The organism is Deltaproteobacteria bacterium, from assembly GCA_019310525.1.
Classification (GTDB): Bacteria; Desulfobacterota; DSM-4660; order Desulfatiglandales; family HGW-15; genus JAFDEE01.
The window spans coordinates 27,355-45,862 of the sequence record JAFDEE010000046.1 but is presented as its reverse complement, the minus strand read 5'-3'; the positions used below and the strand labels follow the sequence as shown (position 1 = coordinate 45,862).

11 protein-coding genes and 1 pseudogene are annotated in these 18,508 nt (G+C 56.5%); all 12 read right to left on the bottom strand.

Features of this window, described 5'->3' with window-relative positions; genetic code table 11:
- Positions 1–56: 56 nt before the first annotated feature.
- The gene (locus JRF57_10175) at positions 57–3,296 is read right to left on the bottom strand and encodes a UvrD-helicase domain-containing protein (protein MBW2304067.1); all 3,240 of its coding nucleotides are present in this window, start codon (positions 3,294–3,296) and stop codon (positions 57–59) included.
- A 1,599-nt stretch (positions 3,297–4,895) separates the two neighbouring features.
- Positions 4,896–5,963 (bottom strand): iron-containing alcohol dehydrogenase, encoded by a 1,068-nt coding sequence (locus JRF57_10170; protein MBW2304066.1) that lies wholly within the window; start codon positions 5,961–5,963, stop codon positions 4,896–4,898.
- Between the two features lie 32 nt (positions 5,964–5,995).
- The gene (locus JRF57_10165; GenBank protein ID MBW2304065.1) at positions 5,996–7,183 is read right to left on the bottom strand and encodes a DegT/DnrJ/EryC1/StrS family aminotransferase; all 1,188 of its coding nucleotides are present in this window, start codon (positions 7,181–7,183) and stop codon (positions 5,996–5,998) included.
- Positions 7,184–7,682: 499 nt separating this feature from the next.
- Positions 7,683–7,847, bottom strand: coding sequence for a hypothetical protein (locus JRF57_10160; protein ID MBW2304064.1), 165 nt, complete (start codon positions 7,845–7,847; stop codon positions 7,683–7,685).
- A gap of 162 nt (positions 7,848–8,009) precedes the next feature.
- On the bottom strand, positions 8,010–9,812 hold the full coding sequence (locus JRF57_10155; protein ID MBW2304063.1) for a 30S ribosomal protein S1: 1,803 nt from the start codon (positions 9,810–9,812) through the stop codon (positions 8,010–8,012).
- A gap of 153 nt (positions 9,813–9,965) precedes the next feature.
- On the bottom strand, positions 9,966–10,166 hold the full coding sequence (locus JRF57_10150) for a cold-shock protein (GenBank protein ID MBW2304062.1): 201 nt from the start codon (positions 10,164–10,166) through the stop codon (positions 9,966–9,968).
- Between the two features lie 485 nt (positions 10,167–10,651).
- Positions 10,652–10,861 (bottom strand): annotated as a pseudogene (locus JRF57_10145) (transposase).
- A 27-nt stretch (positions 10,862–10,888) separates the two neighbouring features.
- Entirely contained in the window at positions 10,889–11,140 is a 252-nt protein-coding gene (locus JRF57_10140) for a 4Fe-4S binding protein (protein ID MBW2304061.1), read from the bottom strand.
- A 255-nt stretch (positions 11,141–11,395) separates the two neighbouring features.
- Positions 11,396–11,833 (bottom strand): VOC family protein, encoded by a 438-nt coding sequence (locus JRF57_10135; protein MBW2304060.1) that lies wholly within the window; start codon positions 11,831–11,833, stop codon positions 11,396–11,398.
- Positions 11,834–12,419: 586 nt separating this feature from the next.
- A complete protein-coding gene (locus JRF57_10130; protein ID MBW2304059.1) occupies positions 12,420–14,444 on the bottom strand; it encodes a 3-hydroxyacyl-CoA dehydrogenase/enoyl-CoA hydratase family protein in 2,025 nt (674 codons plus the stop codon).
- Positions 14,445–14,467: 23 nt separating this feature from the next.
- Positions 14,468–16,192 (bottom strand): hydantoinase B/oxoprolinase family protein, encoded by a 1,725-nt coding sequence (locus tag JRF57_10125; GenBank protein ID MBW2304058.1) that lies wholly within the window; start codon positions 16,190–16,192, stop codon positions 14,468–14,470.
- 95 nt (positions 16,193–16,287) lie between these two features.
- On the bottom strand, positions 16,288–18,423 hold the full coding sequence (locus JRF57_10120; protein ID MBW2304057.1) for a hydantoinase/oxoprolinase family protein: 2,136 nt from the start codon (positions 18,421–18,423) through the stop codon (positions 16,288–16,290).
- Between the last annotated feature and the right edge of the window lie 85 nt (positions 18,424–18,508).

The following is an 18,508-nucleotide window of genomic DNA, read 5'->3' as shown; positions in this document are numbered from 1 at the left end:
TCCCCCCATTCCTGGACGAACGAGCAAGTATGGGCAGGGAAGCGTAAAGTAGAACCTTAAAATAGCTGAAGCTGCTTTTGATGGGATTTTTTCGGCTTCCAGGGCCGCCTTTCCAGGGGCCTGCAGCATGCCCCCGGGAGCAGATCCAGGAATGGGGAAGGGCCTCCCTTCAGGATCCGGCCGTTGAGGTTCCGGCGGGCGGAATGGGAAAGAATCAAGCGATTCCGCGCCCGGGTCATGCCGACGTAAAAGAGGCGCTTTTCCTCATCCTCGTCCCTCGTGCCGAAAAGAGAACAAGGAATCAAGTCTTTCTCACAACCCGTGATAAAGACCACGGGCCATTCCAATCCCTTGGCTGCATGGAGGGACATGAGGGCTGTTCGGTCCCCGGCAAGGATCGAATGGTCGATGCCTCGTTCCAATGAAAGAAGATCCAGAAAGGCGGAAGGTTCCCCGTTGAAATCAGCCGCCCCTTCCATGAATCTCCGGAGAACGGATTCCTCTTCCTCGGACAGGTCCTTGAGTTCATGAAGGGCCAGGGCCTGGTCAATGATCTCTTGCAAGGATCCGGAGGGCACCGGGAGCTGGAGGATTCTTTCGCCCTCCTTCCCTTTCTCCTCGGCCAGTTCCAGGTACGCGGAACGGTAATAGGGGATATCGGGATACAGCCGGGCCCGGAGGAAACGCCAAAGGAGACTTGCAGGATATCGCTCGATAACGGGCCTTTCTCCAGACCGCACAAAGGGAATACCTGCTCTTCCAAGGGCCTCCTCCAGGGCGTCCCCTTGGCTGTTCAGGCGGAACAGGATCGCGATATCCCCGAAACCGAGGTTCTCCCCCTCCTCGAAGGACTCCACCCGACCGCTGTCCAGGGAGAAATAAGTGGTCCCACCGAGAAGCCGTTCAATCTGTTCCACGATCATCTCAGCCTCCTCCTCGGAAGTGCGGCAGGAGGCCACGAATAAGGGTTCGCCCCGCCCGCGGTGGCCTTTTAGCGCCTCCCCTTTACCCATCAGGCCGGCGGCAGCGTCCAGAATAGCCTGAGTGGATCGGTAGTTCTCGGGAAGGATCACCTTCCGGGCGCCGCCAAAATCCTTTTCAAAGGCGTGAAAATTCCGCACATCGGCGCCCCGAAAGCCATAGATGGCCTGGTCCGGATCGCCGATCGCACAAAGACTCGGCACTCTCTCACTTGTTTCCGATTCCCTTTCCCTCAGATACGCACAGGTCCCGATCAAGGTCTTCAGGATTTCAACCTGGGTGGGATTGGTATCCTGATATTCGTCCACGAAGATCCAAGGAAACCGCCGGGCGTAGGTTTCCGCGACCTCCGGGCACCGGTGGAAAAGCCGCAGGGTCTCGATTTCCAGGTCGTCAAGATCAAGCATGCCCAGTTTTCTCAGTCTTTCCTGGTAGCGGCGAAAAGGTACGGCAAGCTCCATGGGGATGTCGTGCGGGGGGTCGGAGAGGGTGGCCCGTTTCAGGCCGGGCAAGGCCTTCAGCAGGGATCGGGCTGCGCGGCTTCCCTTGCCCAACGAAGAAACCACTTCTCGAACCAGGCCGAGGGTATCCCGTTCCGGGCAAAGGCTGAAGTCTTCCGGGAGACCGGTTCGTCCTCCTTCCGCCCGCAATACTTCCAGGCAGAAGCGATGGAAGGTGGCGATGAAAACACCCCGTGAGGAGGCTTCAGGGAGCAGGGACTCGATCCTTTCCCCCATTTCCCTGGCCGCCTTGTTGGTGAAGGTCAGGGCAAGGACCTGCTCGGGCCTTGCCACTCCCTCCCGAATAAGGTAAGCGATCCGGTGGGTGAGGGTCATGGTTTTCCCCGTGCCCGGCCCGGCCACGATGAGAAGATGGCTCCCCCTGTGGGTCACGGCTTCCCGCTGGGCGGGGTTGAGGGGCCCCAGAAGGGGATCGGAATGGGATCGAGCCCTTTCCGAGGCGGGATCCTCCAGGGTAACGGGCCTGTGATCTTTCGGAGGCTGTGGCGCCCGTTCTTTTTTCGGGGAATGGACCTCCGGGACGGCAAAGAGCGCCAATTGGCCTCTCCACTCCTCGATCTCCCTTTCCCGGAAAAGGCGGATGGTGCCGTACTGTCCATCGAAACCCTCCTGCCGGATCACCCGGTTCTCTCTCATCCGGCCGACGGCCTCCGCGAGCAGCGCGCCCCCGGCCCTCTCGATGTCGGACAAGGATCTGTCCATGAGAATCGCAAGTTCAGGTCCCAACGCGGCAAGAAGATCTTCGTAGGCTCCCAGGACCTTTTTGGTGGCCGGACCCGCACCGAGGATCTCCGAAAGGATCTCCGGGAGCGGGATCAGGCTGTAAAAGGGCTCGGTGAGTCGGGGGGATGTTCTGTCCGCCAATTCATCGATTCGGTGGAGAACTCCCAATGTCACGGGTTTCCCGCATTCAGGACAGAGACCGTTCCAGGAACGGGTTTCCCGCGGATGGAAAGAGATTCCGCATTTCCGGTGGCCGTCGTAATGGTACTTGCCCTCTTCTGGAAAGAACTCCACGGTCCCCAAGAAACCCTCACGGGTGACCATGGCCTCCAGCATTGAATCATATCCCAAAGGGGTATCGAAAAGATTGGCCTCGCGGCCCAACTTGGACGGAGAGTGGGCGTCGCTGTTGGAAACCAGGAGGTACCCGTCCAGGGTGGATAGAAGCCGATTCATGGGAGGATCAGAGGAGAGCCCGGTCTCCAGAGCGTGAATGTGGGGTGTGAGGTCGTCAAAGCACTCCTCCACTGCATCGAAACCGGATTTGCTTCCGAAAAGGCTGAACCAGGGGGTCCATATGTGGGCCGGGATGAAAAAGGCCCGGTCATCAACCTCGAGGACGATCTCGAGCAGGTCCCTGGAATCGATCCCCAAAATGGGCCGTCCGTCCGAGTTGAGGTTTCCGATCCTGGACAGCCGACCATTCAGACGCGCGGCGGCATCAAAATCAGGGAGAAGAACCAGGTTGTGGACCTTCCGTATCCTGCCCCCGCGCTTGTATATGCAACTTATTTCCCCGGAAAGTAAAAAACGAACGGGCCCCCTGCAGGCAGCGGGAAGGGATCTTTGCACCTCTTCCTCCAGGTCGGGTTTTAGACGGTAAAGGCCCTGCTCCGCTTCCTCCAGATCCCGGCGAAGCTCCACCAACCAGGCGGAGTGAGTCATATCCCCGGTCCCAACAACAGTGATCCCTTTTCTCCTGGCCCAAAAGGCGATTTCCCTGGGGACCAGGTTTCGGGCCGTGGCCCGGGAATAGTGGGAATGGATGTGAAAATCGGCGATATATGGCATTCCAGAATCCTTCCTTCCCCCTGAGACCTTTGAAAAACACCTGACTTTGCCCGGTCTTCCGCCTTCGCTACGGCTACGGCGTGACAAGTCCGCCAGACAACGGCGGACAAGCGCTACGCCGTCCAGGCCGAGGATCACCGGGTATTTCCCTCGAGGGCCGAACTATCCTTCCAGGCAGAAAAGGACCGAAAACATCAAGCCTTGGTACTCGAATTTCAACTGTAACTGAGCCTATTGAGCCTGAGTGGCAATGGGCCTTTTCCAGGCCCTTTCTGGATCAAGCGCTTTCCCTGAAAACATCGTCCGCACCACCGGGAGAAGGGGCATGGAGATCTTTTCGGAAGTGACCTGTCGGGAGGCCACGCCAGACTGCCGGCGGGCAAAACTCCCCCGTCCCTAACCCCTTGAAATAGTGTCCATCCATAAATAGGCAATTTTGTTCAAGGTCAAGGAAGGCGAAGATTTTAACCGCAGGAATACATTGAAGTATTTCGAGGATTAAAATCTGAGCCTGACGCAGCCTGGTCACGCCGTAGCCATAGCGAAGGCGGAAGATTGGGGAAAAGGGGCATTTATGGATGGACACGAAATAACCAAGCCGGGAGACTCGGGAACGAAGAAAAGATCTCCCATGCCCCTTCAATCTAAGCCTGTGAGTACTCCATTTCGATAACAGTCTCCAAAAGGCCGATGGCGCCTTTTCTTTCGTCGGGCTGGTGTTTTCAGCGGCTTATCAGCGGGGGACACCGGCCCCCTCCGCATTCTCCCGCTCTAAGAAGAGCGTGAGCTGCGGCTTCCCCCACTGATAAACCGCGAAAACCACGGCGCCCTCCCGCCGGTCACTCCAGAAAAGGGGCCATCGGCCCTTGCTCGAATCATCCTTCCAGCAGATAGACCCTCCTAGGCCTACCCGCCGGCTGTCAGCGGACCTGTCCAAGGAATCGCTGGATCAAAGATTTCACCTGAAAACCACTGCCCGCACCACCGAAAAAGGGGCATGGGGATCTTTTCGATGCGACCTATCGGGAGGCCTTCGTTATTTCATGGGGTTAGGGATGGGGGAAACCCCGGCTCCCGCTTGTAAAAGCGGGAGATCGGCGGAGGGGGCAAAACTCCCCCGTCACTAACCCCTTGAAATAACCAGGCCGGGAGATTCGGAAGCGAAGAAAAGATCTACATGCCCCTCCAACCTAAATCCAGTGAGCATTACAATTTTTCTATTCTACCTTTCCAAAAATCACAGGGTATACCGCTTCAAGCAGGGACTCGGGATGTTCTCCTCGCTAACATTCGCTATGTTTTTCAACAACCTGTTAGAGATGTCGGCAAATATTTATCCCAGACTATGTCTCTGCTTTTACAGCACTTCTGAGAGTGATTTATATTGGTAATTCCCCGCAGCTTGGAGCAGGGAATTATCAAGATAAATTTTTAGTGGGTTCAAAGCTCTCTCCCTGTCTCCGTGGCGGTGGTAGGGGGCCGAAAAGGAAAAGGCAGGCGGGGCAAGATAAAACGGGCGGGGATGGTTTTCTTCAATGGGAGGGCCGGGCAACGGAATCCAGCCCCCCATAGATCCAAAGAAACCGGCAACATCTCCCGTCACATCCTCCGATAGAGTTCCCGGATCCTGTCCCGGGTCATGATCTTCCGCCACTCGGTGCCGAGAGCGTTCTCCCACAAAGGATCCAGCACCAGGGTCACGTCGATCATTCGTTCCAGATCCTTTTCCTCGACGCTCTGCGTGATGTTCCGGGGAAGGGAAATATTCCACTTTTTCATCAGTTCCCGGAATTCACGGACGTCATCGGGATAGTACTCCTCCAGGTAATCGAAAACGATGCAATTGCCGATGCCGTGATGGATCCCCAGAACATAGGACAATCCGTAAGATAAGGCGTGGCAGATTCCTACCTGGGAATAGGCGATGCTCAACCCCCCGAAATAGGAGGCCATCATCATCTTGGAGTCCCGCTCCGGGTCGTCATCCCTGAAGACTTCCCGGCAGAGGCTCAAGGCCTTTTCGGCATAGGCGCGGGCAAAGGTATTGATATAGGTCCCCCGGAGGGACTCCACGCAATGGATATAGCAATCCATTCCCGTATAGAACCTTTGCTCGACCGGAGCGTCTGCTACAAGCTCGGGATCCAGCAGGATCTGATCGAATACGACATAGTTTGAATTGATACCGAGTTTCTTCTCCGGTCCGCAGAGAACCGTGGTCCGGGAAACCTCTGCCCCGGTACCCGAGAGGGTAGGGATGCCCATGTGATGGACCGCCGGGTGCTGCACGAGGTCCCAACCCTGGTATTTCACCGATGAACCGGGATTGGTCAGCATAACGGAGACCGCCTTGGCCAGATCCATGGTGCTGCCCCCGCCGATTCCCAGTACGCTGGCCGGGTGTTTATCGGAAAAATCCCGTGCCGCGGCCGTGAGTTCATCCACGTACCAGGTCGTGGGTTCTTCATCCACATTGACCCAGAGGAGTTGGTCTCCCTTTTCCAGGGGCAAACGTTCCTCAAGCGGGGTTCCCCGGAAAACATCGTCCACGATAAAAAGGGCATGGGCCTTGGCAGTGATTCGTCTTTCCTGGAGAATGCCGGGTAATTCCGCAAAGGCTCCTTTCCCGAATAACACGTAAGTAACCATCTTGAGGTTTTTGGGCATCATGTGATCGAAACTCCTCCGTCCCTAGGATCTCATCCGCCGAGGACCCGCTGGATCTTATCCGACCGCTTCTCCAGTTCTTCCTCCGACCAGGAAACCTTGATCAGCAGGGAAATGGTTCGCTTCATGATCCCGTCGGATTGGGGAAGGGCCAGTGTCCGGTAGTCGGGAACCGTGTCGAGAAGTGCAAGGGGAAGCTTCCCCGCTGAAGACAGGTTTTTCAGGTGGTCCCATTTTCGAAAATAGTGCCAATTGTTGTCATACCAGTAGAAGGTCCCATCGACCCCCTCCTCCGCAAGCCTTTGAGCCGCCTCTCTGGCGTCCGTTTCTCCAGGCAAAAAGAATGAGAGAAAGGTGGCCGAATCCCCTTCCTCGTCCGGTACCTGTCGGAAGGTGACACCAGAGACAGACTCCAGTGCCTTTTTTATCCTGGATTTATTGAAACGCTGCTTTTCAAGGATCCAATCCAGCTTTCTCAGTTGGGCGAGCCCCACCGCGGCGTTCAATTCGCTGATCCTGAAATTGGTGCCAAGGATCGGATGCCCTTCCAGTCCCCGGTCGTTCCCGACGTGATCATGCCCGTGGTCCGCGTACCTCTCCGCCCTCTGGTAGACATCGGGATCATTCGTGACCAGGGCACCCCCTTCCCCGCAGGTTATGGTCTTGACCGCGTCGAAAGAATAACATCCCACACGGCCGAATGTTCCGAGGGCCTTCCCCCGATAGGTCGCGCCGAAGGCCTGACAGGCATCCTCGATGAGATGAAGCCCTTTCCTTCGGCAAAGGTTTTCAAGTTCGTCGATGCGGGCCATTGAACCACACATATGAACGGGCAGGACAGCCCGTGTGCGGGGTGTGATGGCAGACTCGACCGATTCGGGATCAAGGCAAAGGGTCTTGTCAATCTCGGCGAAAACCGGCACGGCCCCGGCGAGAAGCACCGCCTCGATCGTTGCGATGAACGTAAAGGGGGGAACGATCACCTCGTCCCCGGCCCCGATGCCGCAGGCGGCCAGGGCTGTACTAAGCGCCCCAGTCCCGCTGGAACACACATGGCAATGGGCCGCCCCCACTCGGGCCGCCACTTCCTCCTCAAGGCGCCTGGCCTTCCAGCGACCCTTCCGCGCCTGGTCGAAACCATACCGGAAAAGCACTCCGGTCTCCAGCACCTCCTGGACTTCCTTCCGCTCCTCCTCTCCGAACACCTCGAATCCAGGCATATCAACCTCTCCTTTCGCCCTTCAAGTGCAGTATTTCTCCCTGAATTCCCGCCCGAAAGGCCGGACTTCGAGATAGTACACGAGGGGCCTCGAATATTCAAGGGGCAGGAAAGGAATCCCGGTCGGGAAGGAAAGAACCTTTTACGGATGGATTCCGCCGGATTCCGTGGGGCAGTATTTTACCGGCGTATCAGGGGAAGTTACGGGAGCAATTGCCGAGGACTGGTCATATCCTGTCACACCGGATATCTCCCAAGGCCTCGAGGATATGATCGTCCAATTCCCGGACGAAGCGCTCAATGGGGAAATCCTCACCGCAGGACCTGCAGTGGAGAAACACCCGGCGTCAGGTCCTTTTGAGATCCAACCCACACTTGCACACTGGGCAGTGGGGTCCTCTATTCTCCAAACCCTTCTCTCCTCCGGATTTCACCCCCTCGGGATTGTCGGCGGGGGACTCAGCTCGCACCGGGGGGGGAGGCAGAGGAAATCACACCTTTCATAAATTACCGCAAAATCTCCGTGCATAATCCGATCCGAAGAGGTCTTTTACAAGCGCATAAACCTTCTCATCAGGCAAGCCGCTTTTCTGAAGATCATGGATTGCGTCTTTCAACAGTTCTTCGAAATATTCCTGGGAAATGGCAGGTTTATAACTTTTCATTTTTCTCGCTCAGGTCTCCTTCGCCCTTCCGTCGTTCGGATAGGACGCCTGTTGGGCGGTTCAATCGGAACCCCTTCCGGATCTGCGCCAAAGGGGGCTGAAAACCCCGTCTCTTGGTGGTGGGTTCCCGACTTCAGCCGTCAAAGAGTCCCCATCAGGATTTCAATCGGTTTCCCCGGCTCCATCACCGGACTCCCCTTCCGGAGCATCATTTTCCGTCTCCCGCTGCCGGTTCAGCATCTCCTTTCTCAGGAGTTCACCTAGATTCGACGTAGCCTCCCTTGAATGCTCCGATGAGGTCTGGGGTCCGTAAGGAAATTCATTCTCTTTCGGAGTACGCGCGGAAAGTCCGATTTTCTTTTCCTCCCTGGAAACCCGGATCACCTTGGCATCCAGCATATCTCCCACCTGGAAACCTTCCAAGGGGCTTTCCCCCTCGCCCTTGGGCAGCTCGGAGACGTGAACCAGCCCCTCGACCCCCGGCTCAAGCTCCAGGAAGAGCCCGAAATCCGTGACGTTGGTCACACGGCCGCTGATTCGGGTCCCGACGGCGTATTTCCGGGCGATCTCTTCCCAAGGGTCCGGTGTCAACTGTTTGATCCCGAGGGAAAACCGTTCCCGCTCGGCATCGATCTCCAGGATCACGGCCTGCACTTCCTGGCCTTCTTCGTACAGCTCCGACGGATGTCTGACCGTTTTGGACCAAGAAAGATCCGAGACATGAACAAGACCATCGATACCTTCATCTATACCTATAAACATGCCGAAGTCCGTGATGTTCTTGATTTTTCCCTGGATGATGGCCCCGACGGGGAACTTCGTGGCGATGACTTCCCACGGATTCGGTTCGAGCCGCTTGATACTCAGGGAAATCCTCCTCTTTTCCACATCCAGGTCCAGCACCAAGGCCTCCACAATGTCACCGACATTCAGGACCTGAGAAGGATGTTTCACGTTCCGGGTCCAGGACAGCTCATCGAGGTGGATGAGCCCGGAGAGGCCTTCCTCCGTTTCCAGGAATGCTCCATATTTGGCAAAGCTGGTTATTCGCCCGGTTATCTTGGCGCCCGGAGGATACCTGTCAGCTGCATTTTCCCAGGGGTCCGGGCTCAACTGCTTGATCCCGAGGGATATACGATCCCTTTCCCTGTCGAATTTCAGTATCTTCACCTTGATCCGGTCCCCGATCCGGTATTTCTCTGATGGGTCTCCGACTCGTCCCCAGGCCATGTCCGTGACATGGACCAGGCCGTCAATACCTCCCAGGTCCACGAAAAGCCCATAACGCATGATGTTGGTGACGGCCCCCTCAAGAACCGCCCCTTCCTCGATGCTCTCCAGGGTCTTTTCCCTCAACTTTTTCCGCTCCGCCTCGATCACGGCCCTGCGGGAGAGTACGATGTTTCTCCGCCTCCGGTCGAACTTGATGATTCTGAAATCACTCTCCATACCGATAACGGAGTCCGGGTCCCCGATCGGACGCCGGTCAACCTGGGAGATGGGCAAAAAGGCCTGAAGGCCGATATCCACCGAAAAGCCTCCCTTCACACGGGACACGATTTTCCCCGCAATGGTTCCTTTCTCCCGGTAGGCCTCTTTAACCCTCTTCCAGAATCTTTCCTCCGCCGCCCTCTTCCTGGAAAGGACGATACACCCGTCCTTGTCCTCCTTTCGAACCAGGAGTACGTCCACCTCGTCACCCACCTTCACATTCAACCGGCCCGAGGAATCAATGAATTCGTTCGTGGGAATCTGGCCCTCGGATTTGTATCCGATATCAACGAGGACATGGCTGTCATCCAAGTCGACGACTCGCCCACGGATGACCCTGCCTTCCCGGATACCCTCCATGCTCTGCTCGAAGAGCTCCTTGAAGCTCAAATCGTCTTCTCCATCTCCGATCTGCCCGCCCGAAGGGTTTTCAGGCTCTTTATAATCATGGGGAGAGTTATCATCACCTTGCATCCGGATTTCTTCTTCTGAAGAATCCATGGTTTTGTTTGTCATCAATCGTTTACTCCTTGAAATAAATGAATCCTTGAACCGGGTCACGTCCTGGTTAAAGAAAAAGGCATCTCATCGAGGATGAGATGCCTCTTCCCGTCCCTTTCGGTCGGGTTATAACCTTATGACGTTCTTGGCTGCGGGTCCCCGGTTACCCTGTTCAATGTCGAAACTTACGCGATCCCCTTCGGAAAGGGTTTTGAACCCGGTTCCGTTGATAGCGGAATAATGGACGAAAACATCCTCTCCGTCATCCTGCTGAATGAACCCGAATCCCTTCTTGTCGTTGAACCACTTGACGATTCCTTTGGCCATGGGGCTGACCTCCTTTCTTGTATTTTTTTTTGCTCTCAGACTTCAGGTCGCCTTTCTGGCAAAGGAATAATCCTTGGAACAAGAACAACCTGCGAAACGGAAGGGGGGCCCACCGTCTCAATGAATCTTTGAAGCAATGACACCCAAAATAGCAATATTTTTCGAACTGTCAATAAAAATCCTCTCTATACCGTTTTTTTTCGGGGCCGACACGCCCCCTTCTCCCACCATGAACAAGTAAATTCAGTATAACATGCATGCGTTCCAGGGTCAATCCGCCTCATGTCAATAGCATTTCAAAATGTCCGGTTTTCATAGCAAGTGAAATGTCCGGGTTGAGGTTTAATACAAGGATTGATTTTTGCTTTTACTGGATATTCACTGCTATCCAAAAACGAAGAATTTCTAAAAATAGCCCCTGATATTTCAATATGTTAGGACACCGAGATAGTGTTCCGGGGAATTAGGTTATCGCCAATCGGCCATGCTGTCCAAATCTGGATGTAGAGAGCGTTCTGGGTGGTACCAACAAATGTCTTGATCTCGAGGTTCTGCTTGAGGGCTTTGAAGGACAACTCGATCTGCCAATGATTCTTGTAGATGGTCGAGACGGTATTGGCCCCGAACTTGAGATGATTAGTCAGCAAAACGATCCGCCGGGCATTGGTTGCATCCCACACCACGACTTTTCGCAGAATGTCCGTTTTTCTAAACCACACCACTCAGCTCAAAATCCGTTTTAGGACAAGAGTGATTTCCGTGATAATCACCGCCTTGGAATTGCAGACGGCTTCGCAGATCCGGCAACCCAGGCAGTTATCCGGTCGGGTGAGAACGGCCTTGTGGGTCATATCAAAAACATCCACAGGGCAGAACTTGACACATTCCTCGCATCCGTCGCAACGCGCTGAGTCCACGAAAACCAGATAGACCTCGTAATCCCTGTAGATTCCCCCCCATATTCTTCGCTCCATTCAACGTTTATAGCCCCCTTGTTCCCGCCCCATAGAAGGGACCTCTCCGGAAACGCCTGACTTTGCCTGAATCCCAGGGCCTGCCTGTGCGTTGCCACTCAGGGAGGTCTGGCCCCAAACCTGCGATCCGCCTGAAGGATGGAAAGGCGCCGCTACACATCGAACGTCTTTCAAAGGTCTCCGGGGGTGCGGGAACAAGGCTTCCCTTTTCCGACAGGAACCGTCCCATGCGGTTTCCGCAACCCTGAAGGGCTCCTACTTCTTCTCCAGTTCCTTCCACTTGTAATCGATGAGTTCCAGAAGAACCCCGTTGACCTTCTTGGGATGAATGAAGGCGAATTCGCAATCCCTGAAAGGCCTGGCCACTTCCCCCCGCTTGTCGGGGATGAAAGGATAGCCCTTCCCCTGGAGTTCACCGACGGCTTCCCGGGTGTTGTCAACGTTCAAACTGATGACCATGACACCCTCGCCGTTCTTCTCGATGAACTTGGCCACGTCTCCGTCCGGTGAGGTTGATTCCATCAACTCGAAACCCACCTCCCCCACCCAGTACCGGGCCACGCGGATCTTTTCCGGTTCGTCCACATAAGTATCATCCGGTTCGGGTTTCCCGAGTATTGGCTCCCAGATCTTCCGGGCCTCCTCCAGGTTTTTAACGGCGATACAGATATGGTCGATCTTATTGACTTTCATGCTGACCTCCTTATGCACAGGGTAATGTAGTGTCCATCCATAAATGTCCATCCATAAATGGCCAATTTCCGCAATCTCTGCGTCAGGCTCAAATTTTAATCCTCAAAATACTTCAATGTATTCCTGCGGTTAAAATTTTCGCCTTCCTTGACCTTGCATAAATTTTCTCATTTATGGATGGACACAATGTAGAGAAAAAAGATGACTCCCAGGATAACCGCCCATTAAAAAGTCACTTTATCCCAAATTATACGTGAAAGATGAACCCAAATTATGCATTACTAATGAAATTGATCTTTATTACAATATGTTAAAGTATTCTAAGGGCACTCGATGGATGGAGGGTAAAGGGATGTTCCCCTCGCTACATTCGCTCTCCCTGCCTGCGGCAGGCAGGCTGCTCCAGAGCAAAAATGGGCCGCTCCCGGGAAAATCCTTCTATCCTTTCTCGGACAGGCCGCGCCCGAGGGGGGCAAGCCCGCCAGACAGCGGCGGGCAAGCGTTCATGCATAATTTGGGGTAAAATCGGAAATCCCGAAGGGTTTCAAAATTTGATGATTAGAAAAATATACTTAATTTCACTCTTTTACTTTTTGTAGACGGGTTTTCTCTTCTCCAGGAAGGCGGAGATTCCCTCCCTGGCCGCCCCGGTGCAGGCGATCTCGCCGAAGCCCCTGTAACCAGCCTCAAGGGCCTCCTCGAAGGTCTCTGCTGCAGCGCCTTCCTGTATGGTTTTGGCAGTGATGCCCACGGCCTCCCTGCTCAGGACCAGGTTCCCGGCCGCCGGGGAATCGGGCGGTCGGACCGGGGGGATCTCGACCTTTCCATCCGGAATTCTCGGGATGCGTCCTTCAAGGTTTCCGACCTCTTCCACGGCCGCCCGGATCAGCCCCGGGTAATCCTCGGCCAGGCTTCCGACCATCCCGATCTCCAGGGCCTCCTGGACCGAAAGGGGTCTTCCCAGGAGAAGCATGTCGTGGAACAGCGCCGCCCCTTTAGGCCACTTGCGGTAAGGGACCACGCAACCCCCGATGGCGGGAAGGATCCCCAGGGTGATCTCGGGAAACTGGAACGAGGCGTTTTTCGCGGCAGCAATGGCGTGGCACCTGATGGCCAATTCCAGGCCGCCTCCCAGCGCGAGCCCGTTGACCGCGGCCACGACGGGTTTCCCCATCCGGTCCATGTAGAGCTGGACCTCAGCGCAAGTCTTGGCATAGTCGATCGAGGCCTCTCGGTCTCCCAGCATCTCGGGCAATCTGCCGATATCAGCTCCCGCCGAAAAGGCCTTCTCCCCGTATCCCGTCAGCACGAAACCCTTTACAGACGGGTCGTTCTCATAGGACTTCAGGACCTCCAGGATCTCGTTCGTAACTTCGTCGTTAATGGCGTTCATGGCCTGGGGACGCCGGATGGTAATGATCTTTACCCCTTCCCTCTCATCCACCAGGAGGTGGCGCAGGAACTTCTGGTATTCGGAAAAGGAGGCCCTGGGCTGCGGAAACCCGGGGCGCGCCTTCTCGAAGGCGGCCATGATCCGGGCCACTTCCTCCTCCCCCAGGTCCCGCATGAGATCCAGAGGGCCCTTTCGGAACCCGAGGGCGATCTGGCAACCGAGGTTGAGGTCGCTTGCGGTCCCAATGTCCCGGTCCAGGATATCGAAAGTCTGGGAAAAAAGGATCCCCAGCAGACGATCCCGGATCAGGCCCTTCAGGTCGTCCGGCACCTCCACCTCTGAACCCGGGCGATGGGTGACCCAGCGCTCAACCGAGGCCAGAATGGGAGCGGGCCGGTAGTGGGGACCCTCCTCCATCTGGAGGGTGTTGGTCTCAATGATGATGGGATTTCCGTTGGCCATGTTCAACACGAAGAAAGGACCCGCATAAACGAACTCCTCGGCTACCTTGTCGATCTGGCTGGCGGTGGCCTGGTCGAGAAGGTAGGCCGCCTCGTTGCACCAGTTGTCGAAGATCCTGTCCAGCATGAAACAGATGGCGTTGGCCGTTACTATCGGGACTTTTCCCGTGTGGGCGAAGAACCAGCAGAGGTCATCCACCGTTGCCGGGTCGGCTCCCTCCCACCGGATCACTTCCACGGGAAGGCTCCTCCACGCAGGGGCGAAAAAATGGGTCACGGTGGCCCGCTCCGGGTGTTTCATCCGGTTGAAAATCCGGTCGGCCGGGATGGAACTGGTGTTGGAGGTAATGACGGCCTTCCTGCTTACGATGGCCTCCACCTGCTCGAAAATCCTTTGTTTCAGGGGGATGTTCTCGGTTGCCGCCTCCACTACGAGATCGCAGTCCTTGATCTTGTCATATTCCGTGGTGAAAACGATGTTCTCCAACACGGCCTTCACCATCTCCCCGCTCATCTTTTTCCTGTCCAGGGCCTTCTGGGTATAGGAGGAAAAACGCTTCTCGGCCCTTTTCAAAGGCTCCTCGGCCACATCGACCATGTAAAGGGTGATCTCAGGAAGTGCGCTCTTCAGGTAGTATCCAATGTCCGGTCCGATGGTCCCGGCCCCGATGATCGCCACTTCCTTGGGCAACGGCCTGGAAGATTCATGGAACAGGGGGTTGAAGGTACCCGGATAGAGTATCTTTTCCTGATCCATGTCGTCCTTGCCCCTCCGATTTCTTATCTGGTGCCCAAAGCCTCCCGAAGACTCCTTGTGGCCTCCGGATCCACCTTGAGGGTCTCGGGATCAATGACCACACCGTAGTCCTCCCTGGCCCGCTCTATGCTGACGTAGCCGTCGAGCACGTCCCGTTCAACCTTTTCGGGATCCCGTTCCAGGGGATTCCCGAATCCTCCTCCCCCTGCTGCATCCATGGTCACCACGTCGCCCGGGCCGAACTGGGTCAACCCGTAAGGATTCCCCGGCTTGCCGTTCACGAGGAATCTTGCCTTGGCCCCGGGTTTACCTCCGAAAAGTCCCTCCGGGGGGTAGCGGAATCGCCCGGACTGGATTCCGAGGTTCACCGGGGGAAGGGGCGCGAAATCGTCCTCCGGTGCCCTGAAAACCACCCGCCGTCCCAAGCCGCCCTTCATTTTACCGGGTCCTCCGGAATCGGGCAGGAGTTCTCTCCTTTCCACAATGAGGGGGGTATCGCTCTCAAAGATTTCAATGGGGGTATTGGCGCCGTTGGCCGGGAAAATATAGGTGTAGTACCCGTCGTTTCGGGCGCTGGCCCCCATGCCGCCCCCCCGGATGATCACGGAGTGCCAGGGGTTTCCGTTCCTGCGGCGGCCGTAGAAGACGTTCATGGTGGCGGGGGTTCCGCCGCTTCCGGCGATCACCCTGTCCGGAAGGGCCTCGGCCATGGCCCGGTAAATGATTTCAGTGATGAAGTGTCCGATCTGCATCCGGGCGGCCACTGCGGCGGGAAACCGGCAGTTCACCACGCTTCCCTCGGGGGCGCTCATGGTGATGGGGGCGGCACACCCGTCGTTGTTGGGTATGTCCGGGTCGAACATGCTCTTCATGGCCATGAAGACATAGGCATAAGTAAAGTTGTAAACCACGTTCCCTCCCCAGTCGACCTGGGGAGAGGAACCTTCCAGGTCCACGTGGATATCGCTCCCCTTGACTTCAACGGCCACCTTGAGGAGGATATCTTCCTTGTCCTCCATCTGCTCCACGATCCCCTCGGCCCGGTAGATTCCGTCCGGCACTTTGGCGATGGCCTCCCTCATGCTCCTTTCCGTTCGCTGGATGATCTCCTCAGCCAGGTCATCGAGTCCCTCCAGCCGATACTCATCCAGCATCTGGCAAATCTTCTGGGCGCAGACATGGTTGGCGGCGATCTGAGAACGGATGTCCCCGACGACCTCGTCGGGGGTCCGAACGTTCCAGCGGATCATCTCGAATACGGCCTCGTTGACCTTTCCGCCGTCATAGATCTTTACCAGGGGGATGAAAAGCCCGTCTTCGAAAACGTCGTGGTTGTCGGAGGACACCCGCCCTCCAATGTCGGAATGGTGAAACACGCAAGCCGTAAAGGCCGTCAAGCGCCCCTCGTAGAAAATAGGGCTCAGGACGCATACATCGTTCAGGTGCCCCGCCAGGGCCCAGGGATCGTTGGTGATGAAAATGTCGCCGGGCTTGTAACTTTCGGGGGGCAAACTGTTGACGAGTTTCTTGATGCCCAGGGCCATAGCACCGGACTGCCCGGGCGTGGCGAAGGTGCCCTGGGCCAGTTCCCGACCTCTTCGGTCCGTGAACATGCAAGTATAATCGTGTGCGTCCCGGAGCAGGCTCGAAAAGGCGGTGCGGGCCACCGTGGTGTCCGCTTCGTCCACGATGGAGATAAGCCTCCTCCAGAGGATCTCAAGGGTGACGGGATCGAATTTTCCGGCCATAGCCACCTCCCTCTTATTTCACGTCATGATCCGTATCAGGTTTCCTTTGCAAGGGCGATCAGAGATTAGGTCCTTCCTCCACTCCACTCTCAACACTATGCCTCGTCCAGGGGGGCAGGACATTGCTCCTCGGCCCGGGCCAGCGGCAAATCGATCCAGAGGAACCCGTACTCATCCACCGAGACCGTGGCATCTTCACCCACAATGACCGTGGATTCCCTCTCTTCGATGATGGCCGGGCCCTTGAAGGATGCACCCGGAAACAATTTGTACCGGTCGTAGACCGTATAGGGGATGAAATCCCCGGCCAACCCCGAATAGGCCGGCCGCCGCCCTTTGACGGCCTGTTGGATGTCCCTTTGCCCTACCTCCCCCATCTTAGGGAGTTTCAGGAGCCGCTCGGGAAGGCTGGCCCGCACCTTGAAGGTTATGAATTCCACGGGACTTTCGGGGTAGGTCCTGCCGTAAAGTTTCTCGTACATCTCGTCGAACCGGCGACGGATCTCGTTACGATCAACCTCTCTGAAATCCCTTTCGGGGACGGGAATGTTGGTCTCGGATCCCTGGCCGATGAAGCGCACGTCCACGGATCTTCTGAAGGACACTTCTTCCCCTGTTCCGGCTTTCCGGAGGGTCCGAACCCCTTCCTCTTCCATCTCCCGGAAAATCTTCTCGATCTCTCCGAAATCAGCCTCCATGAGGGACACCTTGTGACTCCTTACCAGATCGAAGGCCCTGGGTGCCGTGAAAAAGCCCAGGGCCGACCCCACACCCGCGTTGGGAGGGACCAGGATGCGGGGGGCACCCAGTTTTTTTGCCAGGCCATAGGCATGGACCGGGCCCGCTCCCCCGAAGGCCGAAACAGTGACGATCTTGGGATTCCCCCCTTTTTCTGCAATGTGGGTCTTGGCGGCCGCGGCCATGGTTTCATTGATCAGGTCGTGGATTCCCCAAACTGCCTGGAGGAAGGATACCCCCAGGGGCTCCGCGATCCTTTCCTTCACCCCCCGGGCCGCCGCTTCCTTGTCCAGGGTCATCTCTCCACCCAGGAAATATTTTTCGTCCAGATACCCCAACAGAAGGTCCGCATCCGTTACACAAGGGTCTTTCCCGCCCCTGCCGTAACAGATGGGACCGGGATCCGCGCCGGAACTCTCCGGTCCCACCTGGAGTGTCCCAAGGCGGCTTACTTTGGCGATGCTTCCGCCCCCGGCCCCGATCTCCATCAGGTCCACCACGGGAACCTGGATGGTGAGACCGCTTCCCTTCATGAATCGCTGGACCCGGCCCACCTCGAAGGTGGGAACCACTCCGGCCACTCCCCCCTGGATCAGGCAGGACTTGGCCGTGGTCCCTCCCATATCGAAACAGAACATCTCCGGGATGTTGAAAAGCTTTCCGTAATATTGTCCGGAAATGACCGCGGCCGTGGGTCCGGACTCTATGATCCGGACCGGGAATCGCGCGGCGGTCTCCACGGAGGTGATTCCGCCGCTCGAGAGCATGATGAAGAGCTTTCCCTTGGAGCCGATGGCCTCAAGCCTGCCGGCGAGCTTGGACAGGTACCGGCCGGTAAGGGGTTTCACGTAGGCATTGGTCACGGTGGTGCTGGTACGTTCGTATTCCCGGATCTGGGGAAGCACCTCGTAGGAAATGGAAACGGAAAGCCCCGGGGCCTCCTCGACGATAATATCCTTCAGGAGGAATTCGTGGGCGGGATTTTCAAAAGAATTGATCAGGCAAACGGCGATGGAATCCACCCCCATATCGAGTAAGCGCCTTACGACGCCCCTGGCCTCCTCGGGGTCAAGGGCCTTGAGGACCTTCCCGTCGCTCCGGATCCTCTCGTCGACTTCCAGGCGGAATCGCCTGGGGATCAAGGGCTCAGGGAACTCGGCGAAGATGTCGTAAGGGGCATAGCGTATCTCGCGGCCCAGTTCCAGAACGTCCCTGAATCCCCTGGTGGTGATGAGCCCGGTCCGGGCTCCTTTCCTCTCGATGATGGCGTTGATCACAAGGGTGGTTCCATGGATGACCTCATCCAGCCTTTCCACGAATCCGGGGACCTTTTCCTGAAGCTCCCGGATCCCCTGTTCCACGGCATCGGAGGGGTCCTGAGGGGTAGTAAGGCACTTGTTGATCGTCAGTTCGCCCGTCCGGTCGTTGAGCAAGACGAAATCCGTAAAGGTACCCCCGATATCACAACCCAACCGGTAGTACTTCTCAGACATGGGTCTCCCCTTTCAGCACCTTGAGTAGAAAAACAATGTCCACATGAAAACCTTGAAATTTCACCCTCGCAGGTTTTAAAATTAC